Annotated in this window: 13 protein-coding genes; 7 read left to right on the forward strand and 6 right to left on the reverse strand. The window is 68.2% G+C overall.

Annotated elements, in window-relative coordinates; genetic code table 11:
- Nucleotides 1–9: 9 nt before the first annotated feature.
- The 3 genes from BSE24067_RS22975 to BSE24067_RS22985 are packed head-to-tail and all read right to left on the reverse strand — an operon-like array spanning nucleotide 10 to nucleotide 2,887.
- Nucleotides 10–714, reverse strand: coding sequence for a WbqC family protein (locus tag BSE24067_RS22975; RefSeq protein WP_151068167.1), 705 nt, complete (start codon nucleotides 712–714; stop codon nucleotides 10–12).
- A 5-nt stretch (nucleotides 715–719) separates the two neighbouring features.
- Nucleotides 720–2,105, reverse strand: coding sequence for an NAD(P)/FAD-dependent oxidoreductase (locus tag BSE24067_RS22980; RefSeq protein WP_151068162.1), 1,386 nt, complete (start codon nucleotides 2,103–2,105; stop codon nucleotides 720–722).
- A complete protein-coding gene (locus BSE24067_RS22985; protein WP_151068161.1) occupies nucleotides 2,102–2,887 on the reverse strand; it encodes a class I SAM-dependent methyltransferase in 786 nt (261 codons plus the stop codon). The genes BSE24067_RS22980 and BSE24067_RS22985 overlap by 4 nt, the downstream gene beginning before the upstream one ends.
- A gap of 510 nt (nucleotides 2,888–3,397) precedes the next feature.
- On the opposite strand from BSE24067_RS22985, the gene BSE24067_RS22990 reads away from it, so the two are divergent.
- Genes BSE24067_RS22990 through BSE24067_RS23015 form a run of 6 tightly spaced genes read left to right on the forward strand, consistent with a single transcriptional unit; the run spans nucleotide 3,398 to nucleotide 14,589 of the window.
- Entirely contained in the window at nucleotides 3,398–5,194 is a 1,797-nt protein-coding gene (locus tag BSE24067_RS22990; protein WP_151068160.1) for an O-linked N-acetylglucosamine transferase, SPINDLY family protein, read from the forward strand.
- Nucleotides 5,191–6,132, forward strand: coding sequence for a UDP-glucuronic acid decarboxylase family protein (locus BSE24067_RS22995; protein ID WP_174904862.1), 942 nt, complete (start codon nucleotides 5,191–5,193; stop codon nucleotides 6,130–6,132). The genes BSE24067_RS22990 and BSE24067_RS22995 overlap by 4 nt, the downstream gene beginning before the upstream one ends.
- Nucleotides 6,129–7,334 carry a class I SAM-dependent methyltransferase gene (locus BSE24067_RS23000; protein WP_151068158.1) on the forward strand — a complete coding sequence of 402 codons (1,206 nt, stop codon included), beginning with the start codon at nucleotides 6,129–6,131 and terminating at the stop codon, nucleotides 7,332–7,334. Before BSE24067_RS22995 ends, BSE24067_RS23000 begins: the two co-directional genes overlap by 4 nt.
- Nucleotides 7,335–7,346: 12 nt before the next feature.
- A complete protein-coding gene (locus BSE24067_RS23005) occupies nucleotides 7,347–9,848 on the forward strand; it encodes a tetratricopeptide repeat protein (RefSeq protein ID WP_151068157.1) in 2,502 nt (833 codons plus the stop codon).
- Nucleotides 9,845–12,331, forward strand: a complete 2,487-nt coding sequence (locus BSE24067_RS23010) for a tetratricopeptide repeat protein (RefSeq protein WP_174904863.1) — start codon at nucleotides 9,845–9,847, stop codon at nucleotides 12,329–12,331. The genes BSE24067_RS23005 and BSE24067_RS23010 overlap by 4 nt, the downstream gene beginning before the upstream one ends.
- Nucleotides 12,328–14,589, forward strand: coding sequence for an O-linked N-acetylglucosamine transferase, SPINDLY family protein (locus BSE24067_RS23015; RefSeq protein WP_151068587.1), 2,262 nt, complete (start codon nucleotides 12,328–12,330; stop codon nucleotides 14,587–14,589). Before BSE24067_RS23010 ends, BSE24067_RS23015 begins: the two co-directional genes overlap by 4 nt.
- Before the next feature lie 172 nt (nucleotides 14,590–14,761).
- On the opposite strand, the gene BSE24067_RS23020 is transcribed toward BSE24067_RS23015, so the two are convergent.
- The 3 genes from BSE24067_RS23020 to BSE24067_RS23030 all read right to left on the reverse strand — a co-directional run bounded on the left by BSE24067_RS23020 (nucleotide 14,762) and on the right by BSE24067_RS23030 (nucleotide 17,527).
- The gene (locus BSE24067_RS23020; protein WP_151068586.1) at nucleotides 14,762–15,058 is read right to left on the reverse strand and encodes a flagellar protein FliT; all 297 of its coding nucleotides are present in this window, start codon (nucleotides 15,056–15,058) and stop codon (nucleotides 14,762–14,764) included.
- A 35-nt stretch (nucleotides 15,059–15,093) separates the two neighbouring features.
- Nucleotides 15,094–16,515, reverse strand: coding sequence for a flagellar filament capping protein FliD (gene fliD, locus BSE24067_RS23025; protein ID WP_151068585.1), 1,422 nt, complete (start codon nucleotides 16,513–16,515; stop codon nucleotides 15,094–15,096).
- Nucleotides 16,516–16,702: 187 nt separating this feature from the next.
- Nucleotides 16,703–17,527, reverse strand: a complete 825-nt coding sequence (locus BSE24067_RS23030) for a flagellin domain-containing protein (RefSeq protein WP_151068584.1) — start codon at nucleotides 17,525–17,527, stop codon at nucleotides 16,703–16,705.
- Nucleotides 17,528–18,068: 541 nt separating this feature from the next.
- On the opposite strand from BSE24067_RS23030, the gene rpsU reads away from it, so the two are divergent.
- On the forward strand, nucleotides 18,069–18,281 hold the full coding sequence (gene rpsU / locus BSE24067_RS23035) for a 30S ribosomal protein S21 (protein ID WP_006401410.1): 213 nt from the start codon (nucleotides 18,069–18,071) through the stop codon (nucleotides 18,279–18,281).
- Nucleotides 18,282–18,292: the final 11 nt, after the last annotated feature.

The raw sequence follows: 18,292 nt of genomic DNA on the forward strand, positions 1-18,292 counted from the left end.
GCATCATCCTCAGGTTCGGCTGGTCACGACATGCCGGCGCGCATCCGGGCCGCAATGGAACAGCACGTCGAGCACCGTCACGCCGTGGACGAACTCGCCCCACAGCTGCGTGTACGTTGGATAGGCCGGATAGTCGAACCAGCGCACTGCGATTCCTTCGGCCGCGAAGCGGCTCTCGTCGAGGTAATCGCGCGCGGCGGGGCCCGACAGGTATTCGGTCGCGCCAGCCTGGATGCACAGGTTCAGCAGCTTGTCGGTGCGATCGCCTTCCAGCGTGTAGTCGGACGACGACGAAATGCGCGTGTCGATGCCGAGCTGCCGGTTGATCCAGGTCAGCATCGCGAGATTCAGCGCACTCAACGTGCGGTGGCCGGTCAGATAGAGCGCTTCGAGCTCGTCCGCGTAACGCGCGAAGTGCGGCGCGCGTGCATAGTTCTGCCGCAGCCGCGTCCAGTGCTGTTCGGCCCAGTCGCTGCCGTCGATCTCGGTGTCGCGAATGCTCTGGTAATAGCGTCCCTTCACCTTGACCGGCACCGTCAGCCACTGCACGCCTTGCGGCGTCTTGATCTGGTTGCGGTTGCGCCAGTCGCGCCGCGTGTACTGCGCGTCGTCGTACAGGATGAACTCGTCGGTTGCGGCGATCAGGTCGAAATAGCCCTTCCACGGGATGTAATTCGACTGGACGATCGCGATGCGTTTCGGCTGCACGGTCATCTCGCTCACGCCGGGATGTGACCGTACCGGTACATGTCGACGAGTTCGGGCGGAATGCCCCAGTCGGTCGCGCCGAGCCGGTCGTGCAGCGCTTCGAGATCGGCGCGGATCGCGCGTTCGAGCTGCTCGACCATGCGATTGCGTGCGGGCACGAAGTCGTGCTGGTAAGCAGCGTTGATCTGGTGGCGGACCGTCTTCGCGATCGCGGTGTCGCGCGACAGGTTGCGAATCAGCGGCCGTTCCGGCGCGAGCTCGGCATAGCGCGGATCGATCGGCTGGCCGCGCATCGCGGCGACGAGGTCGCGGCACAGCACCGGCGACAGGTGGAAGCCGTCGCGCTTGGTGCCGCCGAGAATCCACAGGCCGCGCACGCTGGTCTCGCCGAACAGCGGATACAGGTCGGACGTCGTCGGCCGCCAGCCGACGTTCACGTTGACGAGATTCGCACGCGAGAAGCGCGAGTTGATCTGGTCCATCGCGGATTTCAGCAGCGTGTACGCGCTGCCCGCGTGCCCGTGCTCGTGCGGCACCGGGCTGATGTAGTTGCTTGCACCGACGAGCGTGCGATCCGGGCCGTAAGGCGCCGAATACACGCCGCACGCGAGGCCGCGATTCGTCGTGCGCACGCAGTGCGTATGCACGTTCTCGCTGCTCTGCAGCTCGATTGACATGCCGATCCCGTAGAACAGCCGCTGCACGGGTAAATCCGGCACGCTCGCCTGCAGCACCTTCGTCAGGTTCGCGCCGTTGCAGAGCACGAAGCGGTCGGCGTCGAGCGTCGTGCCGTCGCTCAGCCGCGCACCGGCGGCACGGCCGCCCGCGACGTCGAGCCGTTCGACCTCGGCGGAGACGAACGTGACGTTGCCGGCCGCGGCCACGCTGGCCTGCAGCGCATCGAGAAACTGCTTCGGGTTCGCCCAGCCTTCGCGCTTCAGATACACGGCGTTCAGCGCGCGGAACTGCGGTTGCGGATGATAGTTCGGGATGCTGGCCGGATCGACGGTCTCGCACGGTTCCTCGAACTCGCGGCAAAAGCGCCGCATCGCCGCGAAATTCTCGTCGTCGAGCGCGTCGGTCGCGGCATTGTTCAGCACGTAGGTGCCGAAGCCGTGCGCGACCGCGCGATCCGGCGTGCAGATCTGCGCGAACACTTCCGGCCATGCGGCGGTCGCCGCGCGGCTCAGTTCGAACTTGAAGCGGTCGATCGGCGTGCCGAGCGAATCGCCTTCCAGTTCGGTGAACGAGTTGAGCATCGCGGCGGCCGCGCGCGTCGCGGAGCCCGGACGTTGTGCCGGCCCGACGACGACGAGCTCGACGTCGGGCTCGGCGCGCAGCCACGCGCGGGCCGTCATCAGCCCGAGGATGCCGTTGCCGAGGATCGCGATCTTCATGTGCGCACCCCGCCGCCTTCAGGGAACGTGAGATAGCACAGCGACGGATACGACTTCGCCTTGTGCACGCGATGCGGGTATTTGCCAAGCAGCTCGCGCACGTAGTGGACACCTTCGGCCGGTGTCTGGCCGCCGCGCGTGAGCTGCCAGAACGCGACCACGCCGCCCGGCACGAGGCGCCTCATTACCGTTTCGAATGCTTGCCGGGTCGGGCCCGGCACGTTCAGGTCGAACCACGCGAGCGCGACCGGTTCGCCCGGATGCGCTTCTTCGTACGCAGCCAGCGTGTCGCGGCAGTCGCCTTCCCACACGTGGTGCTTGCCGTTCACGTGGCCCATCGCGTTGTTGCGTTCGTGCAGCGACAGCAGGTTGCGCAGCAGGTCCGCATAGTCGCTCGCGAGCGAGTACGTGCCGTCGGAGAACAGTTTCCGGTCGCGCGAATCGCTGTCGGAGAAGCCCGCGTAGCCGGTGAACGTATCGAACGCGTGAATGCGGCGCTGGAAGTTCAGCGGCTCGAGGATCGCGCGGAAGTTCTCGCACAGCACGGCCGTCTGGCCGCGCCAGGTGCCGAGGTCGAGAATCGAGCCCGGCAGCGGCACGATCCGTTCGTAGACCTCGAACGTCGCGAGGATCCGCGCCAGCAGCGAACCGCGCACGAACAGGCCGAGCGAGCGTTCGAGTTCCTCCTGCGTCGCCGGATAGGTCTGCATCAGGTCGAACAGTTCGCGCCGTGCGGCGAGCTGGTCGTCGTTCGAGTTGGAGATGATTGAGGACTCGTGCATACACGTGGCTCCAGGCGCTGAGAGGGGAATCGGGGCATCCCCAGCCGCGGGCCGGCAAGCGGCTTGCGCCCTGCGCGATCGTCCGCGCGGTGGACGCCTCCAAGTCTGTGCCCGAGTCTATCGACCCGCGCCCGGGATCAAATGCCGGATTAGCGGGCCGTTTTCCCCCGCATTTCCGTGTATGCCCGTGTGCGCGGCGGCCGCCCGGCCGTCGAACCGGCGCGCGGGCGCCGTCGCAAACCATTGACGGGCAAGGCTTCGCGCGACGGCGCGATGGACGACGCTCGCGCCGCGCGGGGCCGCCGGACACGGGAACCGCGGCATTGATCGCCGTCAAGCCGCCGGCCGCGCCGTCACCGGAAAAGCGACCAAATCCGCCGCCTGCTCCGCCGATTGGAACGGCCGGCGCGCGCCGAGAATGCTGGCATGTCGAGGGCCGTCCGCGCGTGCGCGACGACGGCCTCCGCGCGTGTCGCGCGCTCCGTATCGAACCCACGCTGGCTTACCACGATGACTGATCTCACGCTGTCCGACTCCCCCGTCGCCACGATCGAAGCGGCGCTGGCGCTCCACCAGGCCGATCGCCTGGAAGAAGCCGAGACGCTGTACCGCCGCATCCTCGACGCGGAGCCGCGGCACGCGGACGCGCTGCACCTGCTCGGCCTGATCGGTCACCAGTACGGGCGCTATCACGAGGCGTCCGAGCTGATCATGGCCGCGATCGAGATCAAGCCCGACGCGATCTACTACTACAACCTCGGCAACGTGATGCAGGCGAACAACCGCCCGGCCGCCGCCGCCGAGTGCTTCCGTCTCGCGATCGAGCTGCGGCCGGGCTACGTCGACGCTTACAACAACCTTGGCAACGCGCAGCGGCTCGCGGGCAACGCGCGCGCGGCCGTCGACGCGTTCTGTCAGGTGATCGCGCTGCAGCCGGACCACGGGCAGGCGTACAACAACCTCGGCAACGCACTGCTCGACCTGAACGAGATCCCCGCCGCGCTCGAGGCGTACCAGCACGCGGTTGCGCTGCGTCCGGACCTGCCGGAGCCGCGCAGCAACCTGCTGTTCGCGTATCACTACAGCGATGCGTTCGATCCGCGCGCGTACCTCGACGAAGCCGCGCGGTTCGACGCGCTGGTCACGCAGCGCGCGCAGCCGTACACGACGTGGCTGGTCGACCTGGCCGCGCGCGTCGGCCGGCCGTTGCGCGTGGGCATCGTGTCGGGCGACCTGAAGGCGCACCCGGTCGGCTACTTCATCGAAGGGATGCTCGCGCACCTGAAGCGCGAGCGCGTCGAGCTGCACGCGTATGCGACGCGCGACGTCGAGGACGACGTCACCGCGCGCATCAAGCCGCGCTTCGCGTCGTGGACGTCGCTTGCCGGCCTCGACGATGCGGCCGCGGCCGCGCGCATTCGCGACGACGGCATCGACGTGCTGATCGACGCGTCGGGCCACACGATCCACAACCGGCTGCCGCTGTTCGCGTGGAAGCCCGCGCCGCTGCAGGTGAGCTGGCCCGGCTACTTCGCGAGCACCGGCATGCGCGCGATCGACTACGTGCTCGGCGATCGCTACGTGATGCCGGACGACGAAGCCGCGCATTTCGTCGAACGCGCGTGGCACCTGCCCGACAGCTATCTGTGCTTCACGCCGCCCGCGATCGAACTCGACGGCGGCCCGCTGCCGATGCTCGCGAACGGCTATCCGACCTTCGGCTATTTCGGCAAGCTCGCGAAGCTCACCGATCATGTGATCGACGTGTGGTCGCGCGTGCTGCGCGACGTGCCGGATGCGCGACTGTTCGTGAAGGCGCCGCATCTCGACGATCCGCGCGAGCAGCACGCGCTCGCGGCCCGCTTCGCCGCGCGCGGCATCGATGCGGCGCGCCTGCTGTTCGAAGGCCGCTCGCCGCGCGACGAATATCTGGCGGCTTACCGGCGCGTCGACCTGATGCTGAGCCCGTTCCCGTACCCGGGCGGCACGACGACGGCCGAAGCGCTGTGGATGGGCGTGCCGGTGCTCGGCCGCCGCGGTGCGCGCTTCCTGTCGCATATCTGCGAAAGCCTGCTGCAGGCGGCGCGCCTGCCCGAATGGATCGCGGACGACGACGACGCATACGTCGCGAAGGCCGTCGCGTTCGCGCGCAATCCGGCCGGGCTCGCCGTGTTGCGCACGACGCTGCGCGAGCGGGTGCTGGCGGCGCCGCTGTGCGACGCGCCCCGCTTCGCGCGTCATTTCGAAGACGCGCTGCACGCGATGTGGACGCGCCGCGTCGGCACCGCGCCGGAGATCACGTCGTGAACGGCCAGTCCGTCCTCATCACCGGCGGCGCGGGTTTTCTCGGCTCGCATCTGTGCGAGCGGCTCGTGCGCGCCGGCTACGACGTGATGTGCGTCGACAACTTCCACACCGGCAGCAAGCGCAACATCGAGCACCTGCTCGGCCAGGTCAATTTCGAGCTGATCCGCCATGACGTGTGGCTGCCGCTCTACGTCGAAGCCGATCGCGTGTTCAACATGGCGTGTCCGGCGAGCCCGGTGCACTACCAGAGCGACCCGGTGTCGACGGTGAAGACGGCCGTGCTCGGCGCGATCAACATGCTCGGCCTCGCGAAGCGCTGCGGCGCGCGCATCCTGCAGGCGTCGACGAGCGAGGTGTACGGCGACGCGCAGCAGCATCCGCAGCAGGAAAGCTACTGGGGCAACGTGAATCCGAACGGGCTGCGCGCGTGCTACGACGAAGGCAAGCGCTGCGCCGAGACGCTGTTCTTCGACTATCACCGTCAGCACGGCGTCGATATCCGCGTGGTGCGGATCTTCAACACGTATGGGCCGCGCATGCGCGCGGACGACGGCCGCGTCGTGTCGAACTTCATCATGCAGGCGCTGCGCGGCGAGCCGATCACGCTGTACGGCGACGGCAGCCAGACGCGTTCGTTCTGCTACGTCGACGATCTCGTCGAAGGCCTGCTGCGGATGATGGACCAGGACGACGAAACCGGCCCGATCAATCTCGGCAACCCGAGCGAGATCACGATCCGCGAGCTCGCCGAATGCGTGCTGCGCCTCACCGGCTCGAAAAGCCGCATCGAATATCGTCCGCTGCCGGCCGACGACCCGCTGCAGCGCCGCCCCGATATCGGCCGCGCGCGCCAGCATCTCGACTGGCAGCCGGGCATCGCGCTCGAGGACGGCCTGAAGGAGACGATCGCCCATTTCCGCAAACAGGTGAACGCATGAGTCCCGACCTGATCGACGCCACCTGCCCGATCTGCGCGCATACGGTCGCCGCGCCGTTCTTCGCGGCCGGCGAGCGCACGCTCGCGACGCTCGCGTGGCCGGCGTCCGCCGAAGCGGCGCGCGGTCTGCCGCGCCACGCGCTCGACTTCGTGCAGTGCCCGCAGTGTTCGCACGTGTGGAACCACCGTTTCAGCTACGACGCGATCCCGTACCAGAGCAACCCGAACCGGATGTTCAACAGCGGCGGGATCTGGAAAGGCCATCTCGCGGCGACGCGCGACCTGCTGCTCGGCGTGCTGCCGGCCGAACCGACGGTCGTCGAGATCGGCTGCGGCGAAGGCCATTTCGTGCGCGGCCTCGCGCAGGCGAGGGGCGGCGGCCGCTTCGCCGGTTTCGATCCGAACGCGAGCGCAGGCACCGGCAACGGCATCGAATTCCACGCGCGGCTGTTCGCGCCGCTGGCCGACATGCCCGAATTCCGCCCCGATGCGATCGTGATCCGGCACGTGCTCGAACACCTCACCGAACCGGCGAAGCTCGTCGAGCAGCTCGCGTGGGGCGCGTCGCGCCAGCCGAACGCATGCTGGCTGTTCGCGGAAGTGCCGTGCATCGACCGCGTGTTCGAAACCGATCGCCTCGCCGATTTCTTCTACGAGCACGTATCGCAGTTCACCACCGAGTCGTTCCGCGCGCTGATGGCGCGCGCCGGCGAGATCGTGACGCTCGCGCACGGGTACGACGGCGAAGTCGTCTACGCGCTCGTGCGGCTCGGCGTGCCCGCGCAGGCGCGCGCGCGCGCCGACGCGTCGCTGCAGTTCGCGGCGCGCACGGTCGAGAATCGCGCGGCGATCGCCGCGCAGCTCGCGGCGCTGGCCGAATCGGGGCGTCGCGTCGCGATCTGGGGCGGCACGGGCAAGGCCGCCGCGTTCATCCATCACTTCGACGCCGATGCCGCGCGCTTCCCGCTCGTCGTCGATTCCGATCCGGACAAGGTCGGCACCTACGTGCCGGGCACCGGCCAGAAGATCGAATTCCGCGACGCGCTGAAGGCGGCGCCGGCCGACGTGATCATCATCCCGACGCAATGGCGCGCGCGCGACATCGTCGCCGAGATGTCGCGCGAAGGGATCGCGGCGGCAGCCGTGATGATCGAGCACGACGGCCGACTGATCGACTTCGGGCGCGAACCGCATCCGTATTGAGCGGCGTGCGCCATGGAGCCGATTGAACTGCAGCTGCGCGACGCGCTCGCGCATCATCAGGCGGGCCGCCTCGCGCAAGCGAAGACGCTGTACGACGCGATACTGCACACGCAGCCCGGGCAGCCGGACGCGATGCATTTCCTCGGGCTGCTCGCATGTCAGCTGAAGCAGTACGACGCGGGCCTCGCGCTGATGGAGCGCTCGCTCGCCGCGCGGCCGGACGCGTCGTACTTCAACAACCTCGGCAACATGCTGCGCGAATGCGGGCGGCTCGACGACGCGATCGCGCACTATCGCCGCGCGGTCGCATTGCGACCGGACTATCCGGAAGCGCACAACAACCTCGGCAATGCGCTGCGCGACGCACGCGAGCCAGCCGCGGCGATGCAGAGCTGCGCGCGCGCGATCGAGCTGCGCCCCGGTTACGCGGAGGCGTACAACAACCTCGGCAACGTGCTGCAGGATCTCGGCGAGCTCGATGCGGCAGCGGCGAGCTACGGCAAGGCGATCGCGTTTCATCCGTCCTATGCGGAAGCGCACAGCAACCTCGGTAACGTACTGCGCGCGCAGGAGCGCCACGCGGATGCGATCGCGCACTACCGCCGCGCGCTCGAACTGAGCCCCGCACTGCCCGCCGCCTCTCACGGTCTCGGCCTGTCGTTGTGGGCGCTCGGCGAGCTGGCCGAAGCCGCGAGCGTGCTGCGCGCGGCCGCAGCCGAATCCGCCGACGCGACCCTGCACAACAACTATGCGGGCGTGTTGCGCGACGCGGGCGATCTGGAAACCGCCGCAGCACACTACGCACGCGCGATCGCGCTCGATGCCTCGATGGCCGCGGCGCACGCGAACCTGAGCGGTGTGCGCCGCCGTCAGGCGCGTTATGCGGAAGCGCTCGCGCACGCGCACGACGCGATCCGCATCGCGCCCGATCTTGCCGATGCCCACAACCACGCCGGCAACGCACACCACGGGCTCGGCGATCTCGCGGCTGCGCAGGCGTGCTACCGCACCGCGCTCGAACTGAATCCGGCCGACAGCGGCGCCTGTCACAACCTGTCGGTCGTGCTGCTCAAGTGCGAACGGCTCGACGACGCACTCGCGTATTGCCGGCGAGCACTCGCGGCCGACCGCCCGACCGTGCCGATGCACGTGAACCTCGGCGACATCCTGCGTGCGCAAGGCAACGTCGACGCCGCGGTGCCTGCATATCGCGACGCGCTCGCGCTGGTGCGCGACGACGCGAGCGACGAAGCGGCCGACGTGCTCGGCCGCTTGCTGTTCGCGGCTGCCGCATCGGCGACCGTATCGCCCGCGGACTACCTGAACGATGCGCGCCGCTACGGCCGCCACATCGCGGCGCGTTCGACGCGCTACCGGCACGATCCGCGGGAACGCGCGGCGCGGGCGCGGCACCGCCCGCTGCGGGTCGGCTTCGTGTCGGGCGATCTGCGGCAGCACCCGGTCGGCATCTTCGTCGAGAGCGTGTTCGCGCATCTCGATCGCGCGCGCATCGAGCCGCACGTGTACGTGACGTCGGATGAAGAGGACGCGATCACCGCGCGGCTCAAGCCGCGCGCGGCCGCCTGGCGTTCGATCGCCGGCTGCGCCGCGGCGGCGGCCGCGCGCACGATCCATGACGACGGTATCGACGTGCTCGTCGATCTCGCCGGCCATACGCAGGCGAGCGGGCTCGCCGTATTCGGCTGGAAGCCTGCGCCCGTGCAGGCGAGCTGGCTCGGCTTCTTCGCGTCGACGGGTAGCGACGCGATCGACTATTTCATCGGCGACGCGAAGACGTTGCCGGCCGACGAAGCCGGTCACTTCGTCGAGCAGCCGTGGCATTTGCCGGACAGCTATCTGTGCTTCACGCCGCCCGCGTACGACGTCGCGATCGGCCCGCTGCCGATGGCCGCGAACGGCCACGTGACGTTCGGCTGCTTCGGCAAGCTCGTGAAGCTCGGCGACGACGTCGTGCGCGTGTGGTCGCGCATATTGCACGCGCTGCCGGGCGCGCGGCTGTTGTTGAAGGCACGCGAGCTCGAGCAGCCGGCGGTGCGCGACGCGACCGCCGCACGCTTCGCGCGGCACGGGATCGACGCGAGCCGGCTACTGTTCGACGGCGCGTCGCCGCGCGCCGAGTATTTCGCCGCATACAACCGGATCGACGTCGCGCTGAGCCCGTTCCCGTACCCCGGCGGCACGACGACGGCCGAGGCGCTTTGGATGGGCGTGCCGGTGCTCGGGATGAAGGGCGGACGGTTCGTCACGCACATCTGCGAGAGCCTGCTGCACGCGGCGGGGATGCCCGACTGGATCGCGGGCAATGAGGACGACTACGTCGAGAAGGCCGTCGCGGCCGCGCAGGACGGCGCGCGCCTCGCGGCATTGCGCGCGACGCTGCGCGCGCGCACGCTCGCGTCGCCGCTGTGCGATGCGGCGCGCTTCGCACGCAATCTCGAAGATGCGTTCGTCGGCATGTGGACACGCTATACGGAAACGGCACAGACAGCATGAACGATATCCAGCACGCGTTGCAGCAGGCGCTCGAGCACCACCAGGCCGGTCGTCTCGCGCAGGCGAAGACGCTGTACGACACGATACTGCACACGCAGCCCGGGCAGCCGGACGCGATGCATTTCCTCGGGCTGCTCGCATGTCAGCTGAAGCAGTACGACGCGGGCCTCGCGCTGATGGAGCGCTCGCTCGCCGCGCGGCCGGACGCGTCGTACTTCAACAACCTCGGCAACATGCTGCGCGAATGCGGGCGGCTCGACGACGCGATCGCGCACTACCGTCGCGCGGTCGCATTGCGACCGGACTATCCGGAAGCGCACAACAACCTCGGCAATGCGCTGCGCGACGCACACGAGCCGGCCGCGGCGATGCAGAGCTGCTCACGCGCGATCGAACTGCGCCCCGGTTACGCGGAGGCGTACAACAACCTCGGCAACGTGCTGCAGGATCTCGGCGAGCTCGATGCGGCAGCAGCGAGCTACGGCAAGGCGATCGCGTTTCATCCATCCTATGCGGAAGCGCACAGCAACCTGGGTAACGTGCTGCGCGCGCAGGAGCGCCACGCGGACGCGATCGCTCACTACCGCCGCGCGCTCGAACTGAACCCCGCACTGCGTGTCGCGCATCGCGGGCTCGCCGCCGCGCTGCGCGCCACCGACGATTTCGACGGCGCGCTGGAACATGCGCGTGAGGGGCTCGAGCCGGACGATGCCGAAGGTCACTGCGCGCTCGGCCGATCGCTGCGCAGCATGAACGACTTCGACGGCGCGGCGCGGCTCTTCCAGCGTGCGTGCGAGATCGATCCCGGCTATGCGCAGGCATGGTGCCGGCTCGGCGAACTGCGGTGCCAGCAGGGCGAATACGAAGAATCGATGCGACTGTGCCGGCACGCGATCGAACTCGATCCGACGCTCGCGGACGCATACAACTTCCTCGGTCTCGCGTATCACAACCTGGACCGCATGGCGGCGGCAGAGCTCAGCCATCGCCACGCGATCGACCTGAATCCGGACGACGCGGACGCGCACCACAATCTCGCGGCGGCGCTGTTCCGCCTCGACCGGCTCGACGAAGCGATGAGCGAATACCGGATCGCACAGGAACTGGGCGTCGATCCGGCGAAGATCCAGCTGACGCTCGGCGACATCCTGTGGGCAAAGCGCGATTACGCCGCTGCGGTCGAAGCGTTTCGCGACGCCATCGAGCACGATCCGCATCGCGCTTATGCGCGGCTGCTGTTCAACATGTCGAGCTCGCCGGCGTTCGCGCCGGACGAGTGGGTCGCCGATGCGCAGCGCTACGGCGACTACCTCGCGCGCGACGCGCGGCTGCTGCCGCACGACCGCGAACGACGGGCACGGCAGGCGCGCGGGCGGCCGCTGCGGGTCGGCTTCGTGTCCGGCGACCTGCGTCAGCATCCGGTCGGGATCTTCCTCGAAAGCGTGCTCGCGCATCTCGATCGCACGCGCATCGAACCGCACGCCTACGTGACGTTCGTCGTCGAGGACGACGTGACCGCGCGGCTGAAAACGGGCTTCGCAAGCTGGAAGAAGCTCACGTGCCTGAATCGCGAGCAGGCGGCGCAGATGATTCACGATGACCAGATCGACGTGCTCGTCGACCTGGCCGGCCACACGAACTGGAGCGGCCTGCCCGTGTTCGCGCACCGGCCGGCGCCCGTGCAGGCGAGCTGGCTCGGCTTCTTCGCGACGACCGGCTGCCGCGCGATCGACTATTTCATCGGTGACCCGCACACGTTGCCGGCCGACGAGGCCCATCACTTCGTCGAACAGCCGTGGCGTCTGCCGGACAGCTATCTGTGCTTCACGCCGCCCGCGTACGACGTCGAGGTCGGCCCGCTGCCGATGGAGCGCAATGGCGGGGTGACGTTCGGCTGCTTCGGCAAGCTCACGAAGATCAGCGACGACGTGATCGCGCTGTGGTCGCGCCTGCTGCATGCGCTGCCCGATGCGCGGCTGATGCTGAAGGCGCACGAACTCGGCGCGAGCGACATGAGCCGCGCGACGCTCGAGCGTTTCGCGCGGCACGGTATCGGCGCGCACCGGCTGATTCTCGAAGGCGGTTCGCCGCGCGCGGAGTATTTCAACGCGTACAACCGGATCGACATCGCGCTGAGCCCGTTCCCGTATCCGGGCGGCACGACGACGGCCGAAGCGCTGTGGATGGGCGTGCCGGTGATCGGGATGAAGGGCGGCCGCTTCGTCACGCATATCTGCGAGAGCCTGCTGCACGCGGCCGGGATGGGCGACTGGATCGCGGCCGACGAGGGCGCGTACCTTGCGAAGGCGATCGCGTTCGCGAGCGATCGCGACGCGCTCGCGGCATTGCGCGCGACGTTGCGCGAACGCACGCTCGCGTCGCCGCTGTGCGATGCGGCGCGCTTCGCACGCAATCTCGAGGACGCGTTCCACGGGATGTGGGCGCGCTACGTGGCCGGCGACACGGACGGAACACGCGCATGACCGGCGTCGTCGCGGAGCGACTGAACGCGGCCCTCGCGCATCACGAGGCCGGGCGCCTCGACGACGCGCGGGCGCTGTACGAGGCCATCCGTCGCGACGAGCCCGATCAGCCGGACGCGACGCACTTCCTCGGGCTGCTCGCGTGCCAGCTCGGCCAGTTCCCGGCCGGCCTCGCGCTGATGGAGCGCGCGATCGCGCTGCGCGCCGATCCCGTCTACCTGAACAACCTCGGCAACATGCTGCGCGCGCACGGCCGCCTCGACGATGCGACCGCCGCATACCGGCGCGCGATCGCGCTCGCGCCCGGCTATGCGGAGGCGCACAGCAACCTCGGCAATGCGTTGCGCGACGCGGGCGACGCCGATGCGGCGATGCTCAGCTGCGTGCAGGCGCTCGCGCTGCGCCCCGACTACGCGCCGGCCTTCAACAATCTCGGCAACGCGCTGCAGGACAAGGGCGAACTGGACGCCGCCGCGCGCGCGTACGAGAAGGCGCTCGCGCTCGATCCTGCCTACGCGCACGCATGCTTCAACCGCGGCAACGTATTGCGCGCGCAATGCCGGTACGACGACGCGATCGCGTGCTACCGCCGTGCGATCGCGCTGCAACCGACGCTGTACGCCGCGCACCATGCGCTCGGGATGCTGTTGTTCGAGCGCGGCGAACTCGACGCGTCGATCGCGAGCCTCACCCGCGCGGCGGAATCGGACGAAGCCGATTGCCTGTTCCACCTTGCGGCCGCGTTCGAGCGCGCGGGCGATCTCGACGGCACGGCCGCGAGCCTGCGGCGTGCGCTGGCCGCCGCGCCCGATCGTGCCGATCTGCATTTCCATCTCGCGCAGACCCTTGTGCAGCAGGGCAAGCGGCGCGACGCGCTCGAGCGTTGCCGGATCGCGCTGTCGCTGCCGAATCCGACCGCGCAGATGCATGCGGTCGAAGGCGACCTGCTGTGCGCGATGTGGCAGCTCGATGCGGGCCTCGCGAGCTACGATCGCGCGCTCGCCGTCGATCCCGCGTTTCGCAACGCGCACTCGGGCAGCATGTTCCATGCGGCCGGCAGCGACCGGCTGTCGCCGGCGCAACTGCTCGAGCGGGCGCGCGCATTCGGCGCGCAGATGGCCGCGCAGGCATCGCCGATGACACACGCGCCGCGGCCGGCCGCGGGGCGCGTGCTGCGTGTCGGGTTCGTGTCCGGCGACCTGAAGTCGCATCCGGTCGCGGTGTTCCTGTCGAGCGTCGTCGCGGCGCTCGATCCGTCGCGCGTCGAAGCGCTCGCCTATGCGACGCAGTCGGTGCAGGACGAGATGACCGCGATGCTCAAGCGCCACTTCGCGGTGTGGCGCGACATCACCGCGCTCGACGATCGTGCGGCGGCGGAGCTGATCGCGAGCGACCGCGTGGACGTGCTGGTCGACCTGAGCGGCCATACCGCGTCGAACCGGCTGCCGCTGTTCGCGTGGAAGCCGGCGCCGGTGCAGGCGACCTGGCTCGGCTATTTCGCGACGACGGGCATTGCCGCGATCGACTACGTGATCGGCGATCGCCACGTGCTGCCGGAGAACGAGGCGCACCACTTCGTCGAGCGGCCATGGCGGCTGCCGGACAGCTACCTCTGCTTCACGCCGCCCGATCTGCCGCTCGACGTCGGTCCGCTGCCGGCCGAGCGCGAACGTGTCGTCACGTTCGGCTGCCTCAACAACGCGAACAAGATCGGCGACGCGGTCGTCACGCTATGGTCGCGCGTGCTCGATGCCGTGCCCGGTTCGCGGCTGCTGCTGAAATCGGCGCAGCTCGACGAGCCCGCACTGCGCGCGAGCGTGGCCGCGCGCTTCGCGGCGCACGGCATTGCCGCCGAGCGGCTGGTGCTGCGCGGCGGATCCACGCGGCTCGCGCACATCGGCACGTTCAACGACATCGACATCGTCCTCGATCCGTTCCCGTATCCGGGCGGCACGACGAGCGTGGAAGGACTATGGATGGGCGCGCCGTTCATCACCCGGCGCGGCGACCGCTTCCTGTCGCATATCGGCGAAAGCATCCTGCACACGCTCGGGATGCCCGAATGGATCGCCGGCAACGACGACGACTATGTCGCGAAGGCGGTCGCGTTCGCGCAGGATCTGCCGCACGTCGCCGAAGTGCGGGCCGGGCTGCGCGAGCGGCTGCTGCGCTCGCCGCTGTGCGATGCGCCGCGCTTTGCGCGCCATCTCGAAGCGGCGTTCGCGCAGATGGTCGATGCGGCGGCGGCCGCGCGGTAGCCTTCGCCATCGCTGCCCCGCGCTGCTTGACCGGCATGCTGCGCAGGCCTCGGGCCGGTCATGCGATCGCTGTTCCTGTTTCCGTCACGAAAAAAAGCCGCCCGAAGGCGGCTCGATACTACGACGTCGGCGCACGCTCGATGGCGGCGCGCGTTGTTGTTCGATCGAAGACTTACAGCATGCCGGTCGCCTGATAGAGGCCGGCCGCGCGGATCCGGTCGCGCGATTCGGTGAACTGCCGCGCGAGCCGGTCGCGATCGGCCTGCGCGTCCTGCGCGATCGACGCGTCGATGTCCATGATCCGGCGGATCGTGTCGAGCGCCGCCGGCGACTGCTCGGGCGACAGGCCCATCAACAGCGGCGAGCGCGCGTCGGCGAGCGCCGCGACGCGCTCCCAGTCGCGCAGCGCGGCGGCCGTCTGCATCGCGTCGGTCAGGTGGAGTGCGTGGTCCAGCGTATCGGTCGTCATGGTCGTCGTCCGGATCCGTCGTATGAGAAAGCGGCTTACTTGTTGGTCGCGAGCGCACCGGCGCTGTTCGAACCGCCGAACAGCTGCGTCAGGTACTTCGTGTTGTTGGCCATCGTCGCCATCAGGTTGTTCAGCGCGGTGAACTGCGCGTTGTACTGCGAGGTCAGCTGGTCCGAGTAGTTCTTCAGCTGCGTCGCCTGATCCGACAGGTTCTTCAGGTCCGAGTTGATCGCCGTCGTGCGCTGGTCGATCAGGCCGTTCGTCTGCGTGTACGTGTTGACCAGGTTGTTCAGCGTCTTGCCGACGCCGTTGGTCGTGTTGAACAGCGCGGCGACGGCGGGGCTGTTCGACGTGAGCGCGGTGTTCAGTGCGGTCGAATCGACCTGCAGCGTGCCGTCCGACTGCAGGTTGATGCCGATCGCCGCGAGCGAATAGGTCTTGCTCGGGCTGCCCGTCGTGACGCCGCCGCTGATCGCGGTGGCGAGGCCGTTCGAGATCGTGTTCAGCATCGAGTCGCCGAGCAGCGGGCCGGCCGTCGACGTGTTCGGATCGTACGACGACAGCGACTGCGAGGTCGTCACATAGCTGTTGTACGCGTTGACGAACGCGTTGATCGCGTTCGTCGTGGCCGTCGTGTCCGGCGACAGCGTGACCGTCTGGGTCGTGTTGACCGCGGCCGCCGTCAGGTTCAGCGTGACGCCCGTCAGCACGCCCGACACGCTGTTGGATGCGCTGCTGACCGGCGTGCCGTCGACCGTCAGCTTCGCGTCCGCGGCCGCCGTCACGGTCGTGTAGCCCGACGTCAGTTTCGAATTCACGCCGGTTCCGCTCACCGACACCGTATTGGCCGCGCCGGTGTTGTTCGACTGGATCACGAGGTGCTGGCCGTCCGAGCCGGTGATCACCGACGCGGTGACGCCCGGGTTGCCGGCCGTCGTATTGATCGACGTCGCGATGTCGGACAGCGATGCGCCGGCCGCGACGTTGACGTTGAATGCCGTGTTGCTGCCGAGCGTGATGCTCAGCGAACCGGCCGAAATCGTGTCGCTCGACGTGAGGCCCGCGGACGACAGCTTGTTCGCGGTCGCGAGCTGCGTGACGTTGACCGAGTACGAGCCGGCCACCGCACCGCCGCCGCTCTTGACCGACGCGGTGATGCCGTTGCCGCTCGCGGTGGCCGCGAGGCCGCTCAGCGTGGTGCCGTTCGCGAGACCGGCGATCGCGGTCTGCAGCGCCGACAGCGCCGATTTCAATTTGCCGACCGCCGACAGCTCGGTGTTGTCCGCCGCCTGCCTGGTCGTGAGGGTTTGTGTCTGACCGGCCGTCTTCGCGGTGACCAGTGCCGACACGAGCGAATTGACGTCGAGCGTCGAATTGGTCGCGCCGCTGATGATCGATTGCCCGGCCTGCGCCAGAAGGCTGCCGATATCCGTCGTGCTTGTGCTCGTCGTGGTCATGCGGGTGCTCCAGTCGTTTGCGCGGTGGCGCGCGTTCCGGCGGGTCGCCGTGCTTCGGATTCAATGCAAGCAGGGAGGCGAGCCTCCCTGAAGTATCGGGTTCGACGAATCGAACCGGCGTCGTCGCGCGCCGCAACGCGGACGACGCCCTGCGCGCGGGCGATGCGCCCGGCGCCGATGTACTCGATTACTGCAGGAGCTTCAGGACTTGCTGCGGCAGCGAGTTCGCTTGCGCGAGCACCGAGATGCCGGCTTGCTGCAGCACTTGCGCCTTGCTCAGGTTCGCCGTTTCCGTCGCGAAGTCCGCGTCGGTGATCTGCGAACGCGCTGCGCTCATGTTGGTTGCCTGCGTTTGCGTCGTCGTGATCGCAGCCTGGAACGTGTTTTGTGCTGCACCCAGCGTTGCCTGGAACGTGTTGACGTTCTTCAGTGCCGCGTCGATTGCCGTGATCGCCGACTGTGCGCTCGTCTGGTCGCTGACCGTCAGGCCGCTCAGGCTCAGGCCTGCGCCCGTGCTCGTCCACACGGTCGCGCCGAAGTTGACGGCAACGGTCTGGTTCGCCGATGCGCCGACCTGGAACGTGACGTTGCCGGCGTTGCTCAGGATGGTCTGGCCGTTGAACGTCGTTTGCGTTGCCACGCGGTCGATTTCGCCGAGACGCGTCGTGACTTCAGCTTGCAGGTTTGCACGTGCGTTCGAATCCAGCGAGCCGTCGCCAGCTTCGACTGCCAGCGTACGGATACGCTGCAGGTTGTCGACGGTCGACTGCAGCGCGCCGGCTGCGGTCTGGATCATCGAGATACCGTTGTTCGCGTTCGAAACGCCTTGCGTCAGTGCGTTGATCGCGGCCGTTTGCGTCGTCGAGATCGCGAGACCTGCCGCGTCATCGGCTGCCGTGTTGACGCGCTTGCCCGACGACAGGCGGTTGATCGCTTGCGACAGTGCGTTTTGCGAGCCCGACAGGTTCGTCTGCGTCGTCAGCGAAAGGATGTTGGTGTTGATGTTCAGCATTTGCTTCCTCGTTTTGGAAAATGCCTGAGTACAGACAGGGTCGTTTTCGGCGTTGCGCTTTATCGCGAGTGGCGCTGCCCGCCTTTCCTGGTTGACGGCGGCACCCGGCGAAAACTTTAGAAAGATGTTCGAGGAAATTCGGGACGGAAGGAGCCGATGGCCGCGGAAGCCGCGCCCGGCGTAGCTCGCCGCGATTTCGGCGGCCGCGGGACGTCATGTTTGCGGACGGCCCGGGCGGTCTCGGGCGGTGCGGCGACGCGCCGGGATCGACAAAAGGATAGTTTTGTCTGTGATTTCCTGATATGATGGCGGGCTGAATTGAGATTTTCTGTCACGCCTATGCCGTTGCGGCATTCCTGCTGGCAGTCAAACGCGGCGCTGCACGCGGCTTGTGAAGCGTACTCGCGGTGCTTTCCGCCTCTCTTTTCCGGCCTCCGAGGCCGTATTTCCGCTCGTTTCGCCTGTTGTGGGGACGCCCGGATGGCCGGTGCGTGGCGCTTGGCCGCTACGTTTTTGACCGTTTAAGCAATTTAGGAACGACATGACGACGATTCTTCTGAAAGAAAACGAGCCGTTCGAAGTGGCGATTCGCCGCTTTCGCCGTGCTATCGAAAAAAACGGCCTGATCGCTGAACTGCGCGAACGCCAGTCCTACGAAAAGCCGACCGCAGTCCGCAAGCGCAAGAAGGCAGCAGCCGTCAAGCGCCTGCACAAGCGCCTGCGCAGCCAGATGCTGCCGAAGAAGCTCCACTAAGAGCGTCTGAC

The sequence above is a fragment of the Burkholderia latens genome (assembly GCF_902499045.1).
Lineage (GTDB): Bacteria > Pseudomonadota > Gammaproteobacteria > Burkholderiales > Burkholderiaceae > Burkholderia > Burkholderia latens.